This window comes from Geodermatophilus sp. CPCC 206100 (genome assembly GCF_048569675.1).
In the GTDB taxonomy this organism is placed as follows: Bacteria; Actinomycetota; Actinomycetes; order Mycobacteriales; family Geodermatophilaceae; genus Geodermatophilus.
In genome coordinates, this window is record NZ_JAQISV010000019.1 from 1 (window position 1) to 17603 (window position 17603).

Consider the following 17603-nt stretch of genomic DNA (forward strand, 5'->3'; position numbering starts at 1 on the left):
ACGCCGGCCCCGGGAGCGGCCGGGGGCCGGCCTCCCCCGGGGGGGCCGGACCACCGGTTCGTCCCGGCCCCGCTGCCCCCGCGCCGGAGCGTGGGGAGCAGCGGGACCCGTGCTCAGTTGTCCTGGAGGTAGGACAGCAGGCGCAGGATCTCCAGGTACAGCCAGACGACGGTCACGAGCAGACCGAAGGCGACGTACCAGGCGAACTTCGCGGGGGCGCCGCGGCGGATCGCCTCGTCGGCCATGTCGAAGTCCAGCAGCAGCGAGAACGCCGCGATGCCGATGACGACGATGCTGAAGACGATGGCCAGCGGGCCGCCGTCCCGCAGGCCGAGGCCACCCGGGGTGAAGATGCCGGCGATCAGGTTGACCAGGACCAGCGCCAGGACACCGAACATCGCGCCGACGATCCAGCGGGTCAGCTTGGGGGTGACCCGGATGGCGCCGGTCTTGTAGACGACCAGCATGCCGAAGAAGACACCGAACGTGCCGATCAGCGCCTGGACGACGATGCCCGGGTAGACGGTGTTGAACGCCTCGCTGATCGCGCCGAGCGCGACGCCGTAGAGGGCGCCGTAGGCGAGCGTGGCGGCCGGGTTCGCGATCTGCTTGAACGCGATGACCAGGCCGAGCACGAACGCGACCAGGACGGCCGGGAGCGCGAGACCCCAGGCGGCCTGCCCGGGCAGCGCCCAGACGACGGCGGCGGCCAGGACGGTGACCAGGAAGGACAGGCCCGTCTTCTGGACGACGTCGTCCATGGTCATGTAGCGCGTCGTCGGCGGCGCGTACGGCGAGCGGGCGTACGGCGACGGCGCGGCGTGGGGGTCCTGCGTGGGGGCGCCGTACTGCGGAGCGCCGTACTGGGGCGCCCCGTACTGCGGGGCGGCGCCCCACTGGGCGGGCTGCTGGCCGTTGCCGGCGCCCGCGTTGGCGAAGCCCCGGCCGAAGACCGGGTTGTGGCTGGGCATCGTCATCTCCTCGAGAGTGACAGGCGGTCGTGGGGCCTACGGTCCTGCACCCCACTTGTCTGGGTCAACGCCCACGGGGCCCCGCGCGTTCCTGGCCCGCCGGACCTCACCCCTCGGGGGCGGGCCGGCCCGCGCCTCGTGTCCCCCGAATGGGGGACGACCCGACCCCCAGGTTCGGATTGGTTCCGGAACAGCCGAGCGCGGATCGTCTGGTGACAGCAGTCCAGCGCCTCCTCGCCCCGACCGCCGACTCCAGCCCCGGAGCCCCTCATGGACCTCCCCGTCACCCCGCTCCCCCGCCGGACGGTGCTCCGATACGGCCTCGGAGCCGCGGCCACCACGCTCCTCGCGAGCGCCGGCCTGCTCGCGTCGGCCGAACGCGCCGCCGCCGACGTCGTCAACGCCGAGCTCCACCCGCTGAACGGCGAGCGGATCATGATCGACGGCCTGATCGTGCCGGTCCTCGGCTTCGGCAGCACCGCACAGCGCGCCGAGATCCCCGGCGGCCGGCTCGAGGTGCAGACCGGTGACACGGTGAACGTGCGGATCACGAACGGCACCACGCGCCAGATCGGGCTCGCCGTCCCCGGGGTCCCCGGGGTCCCGGGGACCCTCGTGCCGCCGGGTGGGACCGGGACCATCTCGTTCACCGCGCCGGCCAGGCCGGGGACGTTCTACTACGTCGGCACGATCGACGGCAGCGCCGACACCGGGCGCGCCCTGGGGACGACCGGAGCCCTCGTCGTCCGGCCCCGGGAGTACCCGGCGACATTCCGGGACCCCGTCCCCATCGAGGCCCTCTTCCCAGGAGCACTCAGGAACGCGGACGGCACGCCCCGAGCGCGCCGGCAGCCGCTCTTCGGCACGGATGCGCCCCAGATCCCGCAGGTCATCGTCCAGGAGCGCACCTGGTTGTTCTCGGAGCTGAACCCCACGACCGCGCGGGACCTGGCCGGCGGCCGGATCGCCCTGCCCAGCGACCCCGAGCCGGAGTACTTCCTCATCAACGGGATCAGCGGGATGTTGGCGGTCGAGGACCCCGCCACGTTCCTCGAGGGCCGGGCGGGTGACCTGCTCACGCCCGGCGACGCCACCCTCGTCCGCATGATCAACACGGGGCGGGCGCCGCGGTCGGTGCACTTCCACGGCAACCACATCTGGGTCCTGAGCCACCCCGACACGCCGTGGATCGTCGGCACGAACAAGGACACCGTGCGGATTCCCCCCGGCACGGTCGTGGACGTGCTGTTCCCGTTCAGCACCCCACCGGACTCCTACCCCGTCGTCGCCCACGCGCAGAAGTACGTGGTGCACGACCACATCGAGATGGCCGAGACCGCCAGCGGTGGCCACTACGCCGGCGGCATGGTCTCCGAGGCCGTCTTCGACTGAGAGGAGCTGTTCAGCATGGCCGGAAGCCTCGTCCCCATCGACCAGAACCGCCCGGCGGACCTCACCCAGTCCGTGCACTTCGGGCACAACTACCCGGAGGAGAGCCCCGAGACGCCCGGGCGGGTCCGGCCGGACGCCGCCTTCGAGCGCAAGGTCTTCAACGACAAGCTCGAGTTCTCCGACGGCGAGGACGTCGAGTACTGGACGTTCAAGGACCCGGACGCCGACAAGCCCTTCCCCGCAACGCCGATCCGGGTACGCCAGGGCCAGATCGTGCACACGACGATCGAGGCGGCGATCAACGTGCACACGATCCACCACCACGGGATCGAACCGTCCACCTTCAACGACGGGGTGCCGGACACGTCGTTCAACGTCAGCAGCGACTACACCTACCAGTGGCGGGCCTCGCGGGCCGGCACGTTCTTCTACCACTGCCACCGCAACGCCCCGCTGCACGTGCAGATGGGCATGTTCGGCTACCTGGTCATCGACCCGCCGTCCGGCCCGGGCACCTTGTACGTCGGCGGGCCGCAGTACGACGTCGAGGCGATGTGGGCCACCTACGACATCGACCCGTCGTGGCGCGACTACAACCACGCCTCCGGTGAGGAGGACGCGATCGGCGACCGCACCCGGCTCAACCGGTTCCGTCCGCGCTACTTCACGATCAACGGCGTCGACGCCCGGCGGTCGCGGAACAGCGCCAAGACGACGGTGCGGGCACGGGTCGGCCAGCGGGTGCTGCTGCGGCACCTGACCGGCGCGTACTTCGTCAACGTGGTCCGGTTCCCGGCCGCCCTGAACCCGGTCGTGCACATGTCCGACGGCGAGCTGCTCCCGGCACCGACCCCGCTGCCGGACAACCGGCTCGAGACGACCACGGCCGAGCGCTACGACCTGATCCTCACCCCGTCCGCGGTGGGGACGCACACCCTCACCTACGAGTTCCGCCACTGGCTGACCGGCGCCCTCGCCGGCACGGCCACCGCCCACGTGATCGTCACCTGACCGGACGGAGCCGACGTCATGCGCACCTGGAAGAGGACGACGGTCATCGGCGCGGCCACCGGGCTGGCGCTGGCGGCCACCGTGACGACGACGCTGGCCGCCCTGGAGGACGACGGCCGCCACCTCGAGGCCGACTTCACGAACGGCGGGCACGCCTGGCTGGAGCTCGAGGACCGCAACGTGCTGCCCTCGGTCTGCTTCATCTGGGACAACGACGCCCCGCAGGACGGGGACGGCATCGAGAGCCGGATCCTGACCCGCGGCGGGGCCGAGGTCGTGTCCCTGGGCATCGGCGACCAGTGGGTCGACGGCTCGTCGTCCGGCTGCGAGGTCATGCGGGACGAGCGCTTCCGCGACGTGTTCGAGAACCCCGCCGAGTACGTCGTGGAGGTCTGGGTCGTGGAGGACCAGGGGACGCCGCCGACCCCCCCGATCCGGACGGGGCCGCTGCGCGCGTACGACGGCTCGGCAGCCTAATCGGCGTGCCCCCGGTCGGACTCGAACCGACACTCGGACCCTTTTAAGGGGCCTGCCTCTGCCGTTGGGCTACGGGGGCGCACCGGAGACGCTAGCGCCGTGGCGCCCGGTCAACCCGCTGGCGGGGCTGGCCCTCGCCCCGCTCGCGCCGACCGTGCTGGGCGCGGCACCGGGCGCCGGCCTGGCACCGGCTCCGGCGGCGATCGCCGTGGTGACGACGATCGGCTACCTCGGCTCGTTCACCGGCCCGCCGCTGATCGGGGTGCTCGCCGAGCGGAGGAGCCTGGCCCCGGCGCTGGGACTGGTCGTCGTCGCGGCCGGCGCCGCCTGGCTGCTGGCGCCCGCCGCGCTGCGCCCCCGCTGAGCCCGGTCAGCTGGCCTGCGCGGTGCCCGACTGGGCACGGTCGGCCGGTGACGGCGGCGGCAGCTGCCCGGCCCGCCCGGTGTTGGCCGCGGCGACGAACTCCCGGCGCGGGTCCTGCAGCTGCCCCAGCGAGATGACCTCGCGGCGGAACACGGCGGCGAGGGTCCAGTCGGCAACCACCCGCGCCTTGCGGTTGAAGGTGGGCACGCGGCTGACGTGGTACGTGCGGTGCATGAACCAGGCCGGCCAGCCCTTGAGCTTCACGCCGTAGACCTGGGCGACACCCTTGTGCAGGCCGAGGCTGGCCACCGACCCGGCGTACTGGTGCCGGTAGGGCACCGGCTCCTCGCCGTTGAGGCTCAGCACGATGTTGTCGGCCAGCCGCCGGGCCTGGCGGACGGCGTGCTGGGCGTTGGGGGCCGTCGTCGCGCCCGGCTCGTCCTTGGTGAGGTCGGGGACGGCGGCGAGGTCGCCGGCCGACCAGGCGTCGGGCAGCCCCCTCACCTGCAGCGTCGGCTCGCAGACGATCCGCCCGCGCTCGTCCAGCGGCAGGTCGGTCTCGGCCAGCACCGGGTTCGGCTTGGTGCCCGCCGTCCACACCAGGGTGTCGCTGGCGAACTCCTCGCCGTCGGAGAGCCGCACCAGGCCCGCGTCGGAGATCGACTCCAGGCGGGTGTTGAGCCGCACGTCCATCCCGCGCGCGGTGAGCTGCTTGACCGTCCACGCCGCCATGTCCAGGTCGACCTCGGGCAGGATCCGCCCCATCGCCTCGACCAGCACCCAGCGCATGTCGGCGGGCGACAGCCGCGGGTAGTAGTGGGTGACCGCGTACCGGGCCATGTCCTCCAGCTCGGCGAACGCCTCCACGCCCGCGTAGCCGCCGCCGACGAAGGTGAACGTCAGCGCCCGCCGGCGCACCGCCGGGTCGTCGGTGGAGCTGGCCGCGTCCAGCCGGGCGAGCACGTGGTTGCGCAGGTAGATGGCCTCGCCGACGTTCTTGAACCCGATGCCGTGCTCGGCCAGCCCGGGGATCGGCAGCGTGCGGGCCACCGAGCCGGCCGCCATCACCAGCACGTCGTAGGACAGGTCGAACGGCTGACCCACGATGGGCGCGACGCGGGCCCGCCGCTCGGCGTGGCTGAGCGCGGTGACCGCGCCGGTGACCACCCGGCAGCGGGGCAGCGTGCGCCGCAGCGGCACGACCACGTGCCGGGGTTCGACCGAGCCGGCCGCCGCCTCCGGGAGGAACGGCTGGTAGGTCATGTGCGGTTGCGGGTCGACCACCACGATCTCCGCCCTGCCGCGCGACAGCTTCTTCTGCAGCCGGAGGGCGGTGTAGAGGCCGACGTAGCCACCGCCGACGACCAGGACCACGGGTCGCTGCGCCATGGGCCGAGCCTAGGGGTGGACCCCCGTTCCCGGCACCGTCGCGGCGAGCTCGTTGGCGCGGGAGAGGACGGCGTCGAGCATCGGCTCGGTGAGCTTGCCGGTGAAGGTGTTCTGCTGGCTGACGTGGTAGCTGCCGAGCAGGGTGAGCGGCCCGCGCGACCCCTCGAGGGTCACCTCCACCCCGTGCCCGAACGCCGGCCGCGGGCGGGGCAGCCGGTACCCGGCCTCGGCCAGCACCGGCCACAGCGCCGTCCAGCCGAACCCGCCGAGGACGACGACCACCCGCAGCCGCGGCAGCAGCCCCAGCTCCCGCGCCAGCCACGGGGAGCACGTGTCCCGCTCCTCCGGCGTCGGCGCGTTCGCCGGCGGGGCGCAGCGCACCGCCGCGGCGACCCGGACGTCGGTCAGTTGCAGCCCGTCCCCGATGTGGGTGGACGTCGGCTGGTTGGCCAGCCCCGCCCGCCACAGCGCGGCGAAGATCCAGTCGCCGCTGCGGTCGCCGGTGAAGACCCGGCCGGTGCGGTTCCCGCCGTGCGCGGCCGGGGCCAGCCCGACGACGGCGATCCGCGCGTCGGCCGGCCCCATGCCCGGCACCGGCCGGCCCCAGTACTCCTGCTCGCGGAAGGAGGCCCGCCTCACCCGGGCCACCTCCTCCCGCCAGGCGACCAGCCGGGGGCAGGCGCGGCAGCCGGAGACCCGGGCGTCGAGGACGGCGAGGTCGCGGGTGGACCGCGCGGAGCGGAGGACCCCCGCGGGGGTGCGGGTCACCGGGAAGCCGGCCGCGTCGGTCGCCACGCCTCCAGTGGACCACCCGGCCCCGGAGCGCGCGGATCCCGGCCGGGACGGCATCATCCCCACCGTGGCCAGGACGAAGAAGCAGACGGCATCCCTGACCTGGAAGCTGCTGGGCACCGGCATGGCGACCGGGACGGGCATCGCCGTCCGGAAGCTCGCCGACGCCGGCTGGTACGCGGCGCGCGGCAGCGCTCCGCCCAAGAACCCGGCCGCGCCCGGCGTGGGGTGGGGCGAGGCGCTGGCGTGGGCCGCGGTGTCCGGGGTGGCCGTGGCCGCCGGCCGGCTGGTGGCCGCCCGCGGCGCCGCCTCGGTCTACCAGCAGCTGACCGGCAAGCTGCCGCCTGGCGTCAACGCCGAGAGCCCCTGATCAGCGGCCGGCCAGCCGGAGGGCGATGCCGTCGAGGATGTCGTGCTCGCTCACGACGACGTCGTCGAGGGCGAAGGCGTCCATGATCACCCGCAGGACCAGCGAGCCGGCGCCGATGACGTCGACCCGCCCGGGGTGCATGACCGCCTCCGCGGCGCGTCGCTCCCGGGTCGCCGTCAGCAGCCCGGCGGTCACCGACCGGACGCCGGCCACCGGGATCCGGGAGCCGTGGATCGCGTCCGCGTCGTAGGCGGGCAGGTCGAGGGCGAGCGCGGCCACGGTGGTCACCGACCCGGCCAGCCCGACGAGCGTGGCGGCCTCGTGCACCGGCACGGTGGCGACGACGTCGGCGAGCGCGGCCCGGATGTCGGCCTCGGCGCGCTGGATCTCGTCGGCGGTCGGCGGGTCCCCGTGCAGGTGGCGCTCGGTGAGCCGGACACAGCCGACGTCGACCGAGCAGGCCGCGCGCACGCCCCCGGCGTCACCGAGGACGAACTCCGTGGAGCCGCCGCCGATGTCGACGACCAGGTACGGCGGGCGGGGCGCGAGCTGACCGTGCGCGGCCGCCGCGGCGTCGAGGGAGGCGGTCGCCCCGAGGAAGGACAGCCGCGCCTCCTCGTCGCCGGGGACGACGTCGGGCAGCTGGCCGAGGGTGGCGACGACCATGTCCTCGAAGTCGGCGCGGTTGGCGGCGTCCCGGCTGGCGCTGGTGGCGACCATCCGCACCGCGGTCGCGCCGAGCTCGCGGGCCTGGCCCGCGTACTCGGCGAGCACCCGCCGGGTGCGCTCGATCGCCTCCGGCGCGAGCCGGCCGGTCGCGTCGACCCCTTGGCCGAGGCGGACCACCTCCATGCGGCGCAGCAGGTCGGTGTGCGCACCCTCGGGCGGCACGTCGGCGACCAGCAGGCGGATGGAGTTGGTGCCGCAGTCGATGGCGGCGACGCGGGTCACGACGGGTTCTCCGGCACGGCTCGGCTCCGGCCTCGTTCCGCTCCTCGGTCGCTGGCGCTCCCTGCGATGCTCGCTCGGCCGTCGCCCTCGCGGTCCGGCACGCAGGGGCCCGAGGACCACCACTCCCCCATCCCGGCCACCGCGCGGTCACCGATCGGGTTGACGCCCGGGCCGGCGGCCAGCGCGTGGCCGGCCAGCGCGTGCAGGCACTTGACCCGGTCGGGCATGCCGCCCGCGGTGGCGCGGGTCGGCAGGACGCCGAGGGCGTCGCGCTCGGCGAGGTAGGCCTCGTGCGCGGCCCGGTAGCGGGCGGCCAGCTCCGGGTCGGTGCCGAGCTCGTCCTGCCACTCCCGCATCCGCCCGGCCGACTCCAGCCGGCTGGCCGCGGCGTTGGCCCGCGGGCAGGTCAGGTAGTAGAGCGTGGGGAACGGCGTGCCGTCCTCGAGCCGGGGCGAGGTCTGCACGACGTCGGGCTGCCCACAGGGGCAGCGGTGCGCCACGGCGCGGACGGCGCGCGGCGGCCGGCCCAGCTGGCGGGCGACGATCTCCTGCTCGGCCGGGGTCACCGGTTCGGTCACTCGCCCGTCTCCTCGTCGCCGTCGGCCGCCGCGACCGACTGCAGCAGCGCGTCGTACCAGGGCAGCGCGCCGTCCTCGGTGGTGGGCACCGTGCCGGCGTCCCCCTCGACCGTCTCCCCGTCGACCACCACGACCAGCCGGTCGCCGGGCAGCACGTACGCCAGCCGCTCCCGCGCCTCACGGGCCGTGAAGGCGGGGTCGTCCTGGCGCTCGAGCTCCACCTGGAGGTCCTCGACGCGCTGGTCGAGCGCGGTGCCCTCGGCGGCGAGGGCGGCGAGCTCGGCGCGGCCGGCGAGGAACTGCCGGATCGGCCCGGCGAGTGTCAGCGCGAGCAGCAGCACCAGACCGGCGAGGACCACCGCCCGGCCGGTGAACAGCGGACGGCGCGGGGTGCCGCCGGACGTCGCCGAGCGCGCGGAGCGCCGTCGGGACGGCCGCGGCTCCGGCCGGCTGCCCGCACCCGAGCGGGAGCCGGCCGGGACCGGGCGGGACGCCGCGTGGGTCAGCGGCCGGCCGGTCGAGCGGCGTCCCCCCGGCGCGGACCCGCCCCGGCGGGCACGCGCGGCGCTCATCGGCGGGCGGACCTCATCGGTCGGTCAGCCGCGGGAAGGCCGCCGCACCGGCGTAGCGGGCGGCGTCGTCCAGCTCCTCCTCGATGCGCAGCAGCTGGTTGTACTTCGCCACCCGCTCGCTGCGCGCCGGGGCGCCGGTCTTGATCTGCCCGCAGTCGGTGGCCACGGCGAGGTCGGCGATGGTGGTGTCCTCGGTCTCGCCGGAGCGGTGGCTCATCATGCAGCGGTAGGCGCTGCGGTGGGCCAGGTTGACCGCGTCCAGCGTCTCGGTGAGCGTGCCGATCTGGTTCACCTTCACCAGCAGGGCGTTGGCCGCCTTGCGCGCGATGCCGTCGGCCAGCCGGGTCGGGTTGGTGACGAACAGGTCGTCGCCGACCAGCTGGACGCGGTCGCCGAGGGCGGCCGTGAGCGCGATCCAGCCGTCCCAGTCCTCCTCGGACAGCGGGTCCTCGATCGAGACGATCGGGTAGCCGTCGACCAGCTCGCGGTAGTAGTCGATCAGGTACTCCGCCGAGCGGGTCTGGCCCTCGAAGTCGTAGCCGCCCTCGGTGTGGAACTCGGTGGCCGCCACGTCGAGGGCGAGGGCGACGTCGGTCCCGAGCTCGTAGCCGGCCTTCTCCACGGCCTCCGCGATGAGGTCGAGCGCGTCGCGGTTGCTCGGCAGGTCGGGGGCGAAGCCGCCCTCGTCGCCCAGGCCGGTGGCCAGGCCGCGGCCCTTCAGCACCGACTTGAGCGCGTGGTAGGTCTCGGTGCCCATGGCCAGCGCCTCGGCGAAGGTCGCCGCGCCGATCGGGGCGACCATGAACTCCTGGACGTCGACGTTGCTGTCGGCGTGGGCGCCGCCGTTGAGGATGTTCATCATCGGCACCGGCAGCACGTGCGCCGAGGGGCCGCCGACGTAGCGGAACAGCGGCAGTCCGGAGGAGTCGGCGGCGGCCCGGGCCACCGCGAGGCTCACCCCGAGGAGGGCGTTGGCGCCGAGGCGGGACTTGTCCGGCGTCCCGTCGAGGTCGATGAGCCGCTGGTCGACCAGGCGCTGCTCGCTGGCGTCGTAGCCGACCAGCTCGGGGCCGATGACGTCGAGGACGCCGTCGACCGCCTTGGTCACGCCCTTCCCGCCGTAGCGCTCGCCGCCGTCGCGCAGCTCGACCGCCTCGAAGGCGCCGGTCGAGGCGCCGCTGGGGACCGCCGCGCGGGCGATCGTCCCGTCGTCGAGGGCGACCTCGACCTCCACGGTGGGGTTTCCGCGCGAGTCGAGGATCTCCCGCGCGCCTACGGCGTCGATGCTGGGCACGGGGGCAGCCTAGCCAGCCCGCTCGGGAGCGCTCATCCGCCGCGCGCCGGGTCAGTCGGCGGCGCGGGCCTCCGCCGCCGCGTCCAGGTCCCCGGCGTACCGCCGGACCGCCTCCCGCAGGGCGTCCTCGACGTCCCAGCCGCGCTGGGCGGCGCCGCTCACCGCGGCCAGCAGCCGCTCGCCCAGCTCCTCCGGGCTGCGCGCCGACAGCTCCGCCGGCTCGGGGACGGGCAACCCGGCCCGTCCGGCCCGCCGGACCAGCGCCGCACCCCACGAGGCCGCCGGCTGCGAGCGGGAGACGCCCTCGGTCGGCGAGCGGCGCTGCTTCTCCGCCTGCTTGATCTCGTCCCAGCCGGCCTCCACCTGGGCCACGTCGCGCGGACCGGCGTCCCCGAACACGTGCGGGTGCCGGCGGACCAGCTTGTCCACCAGGTCCCCGGCGACCTCGTCGATGGTGAACCGGCGGTCGGGGGCGGCCTCGGCGGCCACCCGCGCGTGGAAGACGACCTGGAGCAGCACGTCGCCGAGCTCCTCGCGCATGGCCGCGGCGTCGTCGTCGACGATGGCGTCGTAGGCCTCGTGCGCCTCCTCCAGCAGGTAGCCGCGCAGCGAGGCGTGCGTCTGCTCGGCGTCCCAGGGGCAGCCTCCGGGTGAGCGCAGCCGGTCCATGACCGCCACGACGTCGAGCAGCCGGGCGCCGGCCGGCAGCGGGGCGCCGTCCACCACCTCGCAGTCCGGCACGGTCTCACCCGCGACCAGCGCCACGACCGGGTCCGGGTGGGCGGTCGCCGCGGCGACGTCCGGGAGGTCCTCGACGCGCCAGCCCGCCGCCCGCAGCGCCTCGGCCGTCGCCGCGGCGCCGGGCAGCGCGACGACCGGACGCTCCTCGGTCAGCGCGCGCCAGCCGGCCGGGCCGAGGAGTCCGGGCAGGGTGGGGCTGACGGTGACGGCGACGACGACGGGCACCCGGTCAGTCTCCGGTAGCCGCCGCCCCGCCGCCGGTGCCGGTCTCCTCGGCGTCGTCCAGCAGGTCGACCACGCCGCCGTCGGCCGGCACGATCTCGCCCTCCTCGATGACGCCGTACCGGGGGTTGACCGTGATGTCCAGGCCGTTCCGGACGTCGGCGACCAACTCCTGCGCGGCGTCGTCGCTCCCCGCCTGCGCCGCCTGCTCCAGGTCGGGCCGGACCTCCTCGAAGGTCGGCACCACGGGCTGGCCCACGAACACCACGAGGACGCCGGGGATGTCGGGGACGGTCACGGTGAAGGCGGTGTTCGGCTGGGCCGCCCCCACCTGGTCGGCGATCAGGCTCGGGACCTGCGCGGGCGCCCGCGCCGTCACCTGCGGGAGGGTCGTGTCGCCGGGGTACTGGGCCGCCAGGGCGGCGTAGGAGTTCGGGTCGGCCTGGAGGGTCCCCACCGCGGCGTCGGCGGTCGCCTGGTCGGGGACGGTGACGTAGCCCAGCTGCACCTGCGACAGCGAGGGCACCTGCTCCTCGTAGGCGGCGCGCAGCTCCTCCTCGGTGGCGCCCTGCGCCAGGCCCTCCTCCTCGGCGATGCGCTGGCGGATCAGCTGCTGGCGGACGGTCTCGAGCACGTCGGCCTGCGCGACCCCCTGGGCGGCGGCCTGCGCGTACAGGGCGGCGGGGTCCTGGTCGCCGATGAGCTGGTCGAGGCGCGCCCGCACCGCGCCCTCGTCGGGCGTGACGCCGTACTGGGCGGCCGCCTCCGCGTAGACCTCGGCCTGCACCATGCGGGTCAGGACGAGGCGGGTGTACTCGTCCTCGCGACCGGCGACCGCCGCGGCGAGGTCGGTGTTCTCCAGCCGCTGCTCGACCGCGTCCTCCAGCTCGGTCACGGTCACCTGCTGGTCCCCGACGTAGGCGGCGACGTTCGGGGAGGTCCGACAGCCGGCGACCCCGGCCAGCGCGGCCAGGCCCACGACCAGGGATGCGGTCAGGCGACGCGTCTGCACAGTCAGCGAGGGTGCCACACGACGGCCCCTGCCCCGCTCGACACGTCAGGAGGCGGCGGCCTGCGGCTGCTCGAGGACGGCGGTCAGCAGCGCGTGCACGTTCTCCAGCAGGGCCACGTCGCGCAGCGGCGTCCGCCGGTCCGGCCCGACCGGCACCTTGAGCGAGATGGTGTCGGCGGCGGACTTGTACGTGGCGCCGTCGGCCAGCCGCGCCAGCCGCATCTGCTGCGACTCGCGCAGCGGGACCGGCGAGATCCGGATCGCCCGGCCCTGCAGCGACACCTCGGTGACCCCGAAGCGCCGCACCGCCGCCCGGAAGCGGGCCACCGCGAGCAGGTTGAGCACCGGCGCCGGCGGGGCGCCGTAGCGGTCGGTCAGCTCGTCGAGCACCGCCTGCGCCTGCTCGTCGGACTGCACCGAGGCGACCTTGCGGTAGGCCTCCATCCGCAGCCGCTCACCGGGCACGTAGTCGTGCGGCAGGTGCGCGTCGACCGGCAGGTCCACCCGGACGTCGGCCGGCTCGGCGGGGACCTCCTCGCCGGACAGCTGCGCCCGGTAGTCGGTGACCGCCTCGCCGACCAGCCGCACGTAGAGGTCGAACCCGACCCCGGCGATGTGCCCGGACTGCTCGCCGCCGAGCAGGTTGCCCGAGCCGCGGATCTCGAGGTCCTTCATCGCCACGGCCATGCCGGCGCCGAGGTCGGTGTTGTGGGCGATCGTGGTCAGCCGGTCGACCGAGGTCTCGGTGAGCGGGCGGGAGGGGTCGTAGGTGAAGTAGGCGTAGGCCCGCTCGCGCCCCCGGCCGACCCGGCCGCGGATCTGGTGCAGCTGGGACAGGCCGAAGGTGTCGGCCCGGTCGACGATCAGGGTGTTGGCGTTGGGGATGTCCAGGCCGGACTCGACGATCGTCGTCGCCACCAGGACGTCGTACTCCTTCTCCCAGAAGCCGACCATGATCCGCTCGAGCTCGTGCTCCTTCATCTGTCCGTGGCCGACGGCGACCCGCGCCTCGGGGACCAGGTTGCGGATCTTCGCCGCGGCCTTGTCGATGGACTGCACCCGGTTGTGGATGACGAAGACCTGGCCGTCGCGCAGCAGCTCACGGCGGACCGCGGCCGCCATCTGCTTGTCGTCCCACGCCCCGACGTAGGTCAGCACCGGGTGCCGCTCCTCGGGCGGGGTGAGGATCGTCGACATCTCCCGGATGCCGGTCAGCGACATCTCCAGGGTGCGCGGGATCGGGGTCGCCGACATCGACAGGACGTCGACCGCCGTCCGCATCGTCTTCAGGTACTCCTTGTGCTCGACGCCGAAGCGCTGCTCCTCGTCGACGATGACCAGCCCGAGGTCCTTCCACCGGGTCGTCGGCTGCAGCAGCCGGTGGGTGCCCACGAGCACGTCCACCTCGCCGCGGGCCAGCTCCTCGAGGATCTGTCGCGTCTCGGCGTCGGACTGGAAGCGGGAGAGCACCTGCACCTTCACCGGGAACTGCGCGAAGCGCTCGGAGAAGGTCTTGACGTGCTGGTTGGCCAGCAGCGTCGTCGGCACCAGGACGGCGACCTGCTTGCCGTCCTGCACCGCCTTGAACGCGGCCCGGACGGCGATCTCGGTCTTCCCGTAGCCCACGTCGCCGCAGATGATCCGGTCCATCGGGACCGGGTTCTGCATGTCGCTCTTGACCTCGTCGATCGCGGCGAGCTGGTCGGGCGTCTCGTGGAACGGGAAGGCGTCCTCCAGCTCGCGCTGCCAGACGGTGTCGGGGCCGAACGCGTGCCCCTGGGTGGCCATCCGCGCCGAGTACAGCCGGATCAGCTCCGCGGCGATCTGCTTGACCGCCTTGCGGGCCTGCCCCTTGGTCTTCTGCCAGTCGGCGCCGCCGAGCTTGGACAGCGCCGGGGCCTCGCCGCCGACGTAGCGGGTGAGCTGGTCGAGGGCGTCGGTGGGGACGAACAGCCGGTCCGGCGGCTGGTTCCGCTTGCCCGGGGCGTACTCGACGATCAGGTAGTCGCGCTGCCCGCCGTTGACGGTGCGGCTGACCATCTCGATGTAGCGGCCGATGCCGTGGTGCTCGTGGACGACGAGGTCGCCGGGCTGGAGCTGGACCAGGTCGACGGCGTTGCGGCGGCGGGCCGGCATCTTGACCGCGTCCCGCATCGAGGTGCCGCGCTGCCCCGTCAGGTCGTGCTCGGTGAGCAGGGCGAGGCCCACGCCGGGGAAGGCGAACCCGGCCTCGAGGTTGCCCTGGGTGACGTGGGTCAGCCGCGGCTCGGGGGCGGTGGCGATGTCGGGCACCAGGCGGGCACCGAGGTCGGCCTCGGCGAACTGGTCGGCGGCGCGCTGGGCCGGGCCCGGGCCGGCGAACGTGACGACCAGCCGCCAGCCCTCCCGGGACCAGGTGCGCAGCTGGTCGATGGCGCGGGGCACGTCACCGGCGAACCGGTCGACCGTGGTGGCGTCGAGGGTGACGTGCGTGTCGTCGTCCTCGACGGCGAGGGTGAAGGCGCCCGTCGTCCACCACGGCAGCCCGCGGCCGCGGGCGGCGGTCTCGACGTCGGCCAGGTCGCGATAGGAGGTCCCACCGAGGTCCAGCGGCGCCTCGCCGGCCTCCGCGGCGGTGGCCCACGAGGCGGCGAGGAACTCCTCGGCGGTGCGCACCAGGTCCGCGGCCCGGCTGCGCACCCGCTCGGGGTCGCAGACCAGGACGTGCGTGCCGGCCGGCACCAGGTCGGTGAGGAGCTGCAGGTCGCCCTCGACCAGCGCGGGCGTCAGCGACTCCATGCCCTCGACGGCGATGCCCTCGGCGAGCTTGCCGAGGATCTCGAGCAGCCCCGGGTGTTCGACGGCCAGGGCGGCGGCCCGGGCGCGCACCTGGTCGGTCAGCAGCAGCTCGCGGCACGGCGGGGCCCACAGCCGGTCGGGGCGCTCGTCGAGAGAGCGCTGGTCGGCGGCGGAGAAGTAGCGCAGCTCGTCGACCTCGTCGCCCCAGAACTCCACCCGGACCGGGTGCGGCTCGGTGGGCGGGAAGACGTCCAGCAGCCCGCCGCGGACGGCGAACTCGCCGCGCTTCTCGACCAGCTCCACGCGGGTGTACGCGGCGTCGGCGAGCGCGCGGGCGACGTCGTCGAGCTCGGCGGTGTCCCCCGGCGCCAGCTCGACCGGGACCAGGTCACCCAGCCCGGGCGCCAGCGGCTGCAGCACGCTGCGCACCGGCGCGACGAGGACGTCGACCCGGCCGTTGTCGCCGGGGTGCGTGAGGTCGCGCAGGACGGCCAGCCGGCGGCCGACCGTGTCCGCACGCGGGGACAGCCGCTCGTGCGGCAGCGTCTCCCAGGCGGGGAAGGTCTCCACCCGCCGGCCGGGGAGGAAACAGCGCAACTGGTCGGCGACGACGTCGGCGTCGCGCTCCCCCGTCGTCACGACCAGCACCGGGACGCCGCCCTCGCCGCCGCTGCCGGCCAGTGCGGCGGCGACCAGCGGCTGCACCGACGGCGGAGCGGTCACCGTCAGCTCGGCCTCGCCCGCCGCGGCCACGACACGGGCCATGCCGGGATCGGTGAGGACGACGTCGAGCACGCCGCGCAAGGTCACGCTTCCTCCTCGCTGGCGCTCGTCGTACGCGCGCCCTCAGGTGCCCCGTCCATGCGTGACCTCGCCAGCTCGGTCACGGAGACTCACTCCTGGGGCCGGGAGCCACACACGTCGCGCCGGGTGCGCGGGGGGCCGGTCCCCCAGGTTAGTCCCGGGATCCGACCGCGGCAGCGGCGCAGCGGAGGAGCCGCCGGCGCAGGGCTCCGGGAGCTGTCCTCCGATCGGGTGGTCCTGCCCGCGCCGGTCGGACCCTGGGTGACCGTCCGGCAACATCGGGTTCGTCATCGGGTGTCGGAGGGGCGGTTCATGCGGTCACGGGGGCGGGGTTCCGCCGCGCGCCTGCCCCGGCTCCCCCTCGCGGCGGTGGTGCTGCTGCTGGGGATGACCCTCACCGCGGCCCGGTGGGGCGGCTCGCCGGAGGACCCGCCGGACGCGCCGCCCGCTCCGCCGCCACCGCCCGAGGCGGCGGCGTCCTCCACCGCGGCTCCCGTGCCGCCGGCGGACACCCCGGGCCCCGAGTGGACGCTCACCGTCGACGAGTCCTTCACCACCCCCGCCGCGCTCGGTGAGTTCGACCGGGTCTACCCGGGGTGGGCCGAGTACGACGGCACCCGCGACACGACCGGGCACGGCCTGTACGACAGCGACCGGGTCGTGTCGGTGTCGAACGGCGTGCTGCAGAAGACGCTGCACACCGAGGACGGCCAGGCGCTGGTGGCCACGGTCACGCCCGTGCCGCACGTGCAGACCTAAGGCCGGTACGAGATCCGCTTCCGCGCCGACGAGCTCCCCGGGTACAAGATCGCCTGGCTGCTCTGGCCCGACGACGACAACTGGCACGACGGGGAGCTCAACTTCCCCGAGGCCTGGCTGGACGCGGGCGAGACGATCTACGGCTTCGCCCACGAGATCGGGCCCGACCCGCACGTCAACGCCTTCACCGCGGACACGGGGCAGACGCTGCGCGAGTGGCACACCGCCGTCATCGAGTGGCGGCCGGACTCCGTGACGTTCTCCCTGGACGGGGTCCCGTACCGCACCACCGACCCGGTGGCCGTGCCGCAGGTCCCGATGTACTGGTCGATGCAGACCGAGACCCAGCCCACGCCGCCGTCGCCCGACGTGTCGGGGACGGTGTACGTGGACTACGTGCGCGCCTGGGCCTACACCCCGGCGCCCTGACGCGGGCGGTCCCGGGTCAGGACGTGAGGACGCGGGCTCCCCGGTGCACCGGCTCGCCGGCGGTCAGCGCGGCCAGCGCCTTGCGCAGCGCCGTGCTCGAGGTGTGCATCGTGTACGGGAAGTAGCGCACCTCGACGCCGACCGCGGCGAAGTCGCGCTCCAGCCGTTCGCCCTTGGGGGTCCCCCGCCAGTCGTCGCCCTTGAAGAGGACGTCGAAGCCGACCTCCTGCCAGGTGTCGAGCTTGTCCGGCACCGTCTCGGCGTGGACGGCGTCGACGAAGCGCAGGTTGCGCACGATCTCCAGGCGCTCGGCCAGCGGGACGACCGGCAGCCGGCCCTTCGTCTGCAGCAGCACCTCGTCGGAGACGACCCCGGCGACGAGGCGGTCACAGTGCTCCGCGGCGTGCTTGAGGATGTTGAGGTGCCCGATGTGGAACAGGTCGTAGGCACCAGGCGCGTAGCCGACCACCGTCATTGCGATCCCCCGATCGACGCCGCTCCGACCCCTCCCGGGAGGGAAGAGCCAGATCACCCAGCGTGAGCGCTGAACCCCTCTTCCCGGCGTCCAGCAGCGGCGGCAGCACGAAAGTTAGCCGACCGAGGTGACGCACGGTGACCTCTGGCGGCAGCTTCACCCCTTCGGGCGGGCTCCCCGCGCCACCGTGGGGCCCGGCTCCTCCGCACGGCGCGCCGGCGT

The 17603-nt window shown here is 74.5% G+C and carries 18 protein-coding genes and 1 tRNA gene; 7 read left to right on the forward strand and 12 right to left on the reverse strand.

All coding sequences use genetic code 11. The features are described 5' to 3' along the window. Positions 1–113: 113 nt before the first annotated feature. Positions 114–971: a Bax inhibitor-1/YccA family membrane protein gene (locus PGN05_RS10850; RefSeq protein ID WP_419752601.1), complete on the reverse strand. Its 858-nt coding sequence runs from the start codon at positions 969–971 to the stop codon at positions 114–116. 270 nt (positions 972–1241) lie between these two features. Here PGN05_RS10850 and PGN05_RS10855 point away from each other — a divergent pair, with 270 nt between their 5' ends. From PGN05_RS10855 to PGN05_RS10865, 3 genes are read left to right on the forward strand one after another with little or no spacing between them, the layout of a single operon-like run. Next, positions 1242–2363 (forward strand): multicopper oxidase domain-containing protein, encoded by a 1122-nt coding sequence (locus tag PGN05_RS10855; protein ID WP_419752552.1) that lies wholly within the window; start codon positions 1242–1244, stop codon positions 2361–2363. A 15-nt stretch (positions 2364–2378) separates the two neighbouring features. Then, entirely contained in the window at positions 2379–3374 is a 996-nt protein-coding gene (locus tag PGN05_RS10860; RefSeq protein ID WP_419752553.1) for a multicopper oxidase domain-containing protein, read from the forward strand. 18 nt (positions 3375–3392) lie between these two features. Then, on the forward strand, positions 3393–3851 hold the full coding sequence (locus PGN05_RS10865; protein WP_419752554.1) for a hypothetical protein: 459 nt from the start codon (positions 3393–3395) through the stop codon (positions 3849–3851). A gap of 6 nt (positions 3852–3857) precedes the next feature. Here the strand turns inward: PGN05_RS10865 and PGN05_RS10870 are convergent. Beyond that, positions 3858–3930, reverse strand: a tRNA-Leu gene (locus tag PGN05_RS10870). Here PGN05_RS10870 and PGN05_RS10875 point away from each other — a divergent pair. Next, on the forward strand, positions 3916–4215 hold the full coding sequence (locus tag PGN05_RS10875) for a hypothetical protein (RefSeq protein ID WP_419752555.1): 300 nt from the start codon (positions 3916–3918) through the stop codon (positions 4213–4215). The two genes, PGN05_RS10870 and PGN05_RS10875, sit on opposite strands and share 15 nt — an antisense overlap. A 6-nt stretch (positions 4216–4221) precedes the next feature. Here the strand turns inward: PGN05_RS10875 and PGN05_RS10880 are convergent, their stop codons facing one another. Together PGN05_RS10880 and PGN05_RS10885 are read right to left on the reverse strand one after the other, a co-directional pair. Then, a complete protein-coding gene (locus PGN05_RS10880) occupies positions 4222–5604 on the reverse strand; it encodes an NAD(P)/FAD-dependent oxidoreductase (RefSeq protein ID WP_419752556.1) in 1383 nt (460 codons plus the stop codon). Between the two features lie 9 nt (positions 5605–5613). Beyond that, a complete protein-coding gene (locus PGN05_RS10885) occupies positions 5614–6399 on the reverse strand; it encodes a uracil-DNA glycosylase (RefSeq protein WP_419752557.1) in 786 nt (261 codons plus the stop codon). Between the two features lie 64 nt (positions 6400–6463). On the opposite strand from PGN05_RS10885, the gene PGN05_RS10890 reads away from it, so the two are divergent. Continuing rightward, positions 6464–6766, forward strand: coding sequence for a DUF4235 domain-containing protein (locus PGN05_RS10890; RefSeq protein ID WP_419752558.1), 303 nt, complete (start codon positions 6464–6466; stop codon positions 6764–6766). Here PGN05_RS10890 and PGN05_RS10895 read toward each other — a convergent pair whose 3' ends face one another. The 7 genes from PGN05_RS10895 to mfd are packed head-to-tail and all read right to left on the reverse strand — an operon-like array spanning position 6767 to position 15724. After that, complete coding sequence (locus PGN05_RS10895; RefSeq protein ID WP_419752559.1) at positions 6767–7717, reverse strand: exopolyphosphatase; 951 nt, start codon at positions 7715–7717, stop codon at positions 6767–6769. Then, positions 7714–8295: a DUF501 domain-containing protein gene (locus PGN05_RS10900; RefSeq protein ID WP_419752560.1), complete on the reverse strand. Its 582-nt coding sequence runs from the start codon at positions 8293–8295 to the stop codon at positions 7714–7716. The genes PGN05_RS10895 and PGN05_RS10900 overlap by 4 nt, the downstream gene beginning before the upstream one ends. Further along, positions 8292–8867 carry a septum formation initiator family protein gene (locus PGN05_RS10905; RefSeq protein ID WP_419752561.1) on the reverse strand — a complete coding sequence of 192 codons (576 nt, stop codon included), beginning with the start codon at positions 8865–8867 and terminating at the stop codon, positions 8292–8294. Before PGN05_RS10905 ends, PGN05_RS10900 begins: the two co-directional genes overlap by 4 nt. Positions 8868–8880: 13 nt before the next feature. Continuing rightward, positions 8881–10161, reverse strand: coding sequence for a phosphopyruvate hydratase (gene eno / locus PGN05_RS10910; protein WP_419752562.1), 1281 nt, complete (start codon positions 10159–10161; stop codon positions 8881–8883). A 51-nt stretch (positions 10162–10212) separates the two neighbouring features. Further along, positions 10213–11127 carry a MazG family protein gene (locus PGN05_RS10915; protein ID WP_419752563.1) on the reverse strand — a complete coding sequence of 305 codons (915 nt, stop codon included), beginning with the start codon at positions 11125–11127 and terminating at the stop codon, positions 10213–10215. Positions 11128–11131: 4 nt separating this feature from the next. After that, positions 11132–12136, reverse strand: coding sequence for a SurA N-terminal domain-containing protein (locus PGN05_RS10920; RefSeq protein ID WP_419752564.1), 1005 nt, complete (start codon positions 12134–12136; stop codon positions 11132–11134). A 45-nt stretch (positions 12137–12181) separates the two neighbouring features. After that, a complete protein-coding gene (mfd, locus tag PGN05_RS10925) occupies positions 12182–15724 on the reverse strand; it encodes a transcription-repair coupling factor (RefSeq protein ID WP_419752565.1) in 3543 nt (1180 codons plus the stop codon). Positions 15725–16087: 363 nt separating this feature from the next. Between mfd and PGN05_RS10930 the strand changes: the two genes are divergently transcribed. Continuing rightward, positions 16088–16477, forward strand: a complete 390-nt coding sequence (locus PGN05_RS10930) for a hypothetical protein (RefSeq protein ID WP_419752566.1) — start codon at positions 16088–16090, stop codon at positions 16475–16477. Between the two features lie 12 nt (positions 16478–16489). Then, the gene (locus tag PGN05_RS10935) at positions 16490–16906 is read left to right on the forward strand and encodes a glycoside hydrolase family 16 protein (protein WP_419752602.1); all 417 of its coding nucleotides are present in this window, start codon (positions 16490–16492) and stop codon (positions 16904–16906) included. Between the two features lie 16 nt (positions 16907–16922). Here PGN05_RS10935 and PGN05_RS10940 read toward each other — a convergent pair whose 3' ends face one another. Beyond that, positions 16923–17381, reverse strand: coding sequence for an adenylyltransferase/cytidyltransferase family protein (locus tag PGN05_RS10940; protein ID WP_419752567.1), 459 nt, complete (start codon positions 17379–17381; stop codon positions 16923–16925). Between the last annotated feature and the right edge of the window lie 222 nt (positions 17382–17603).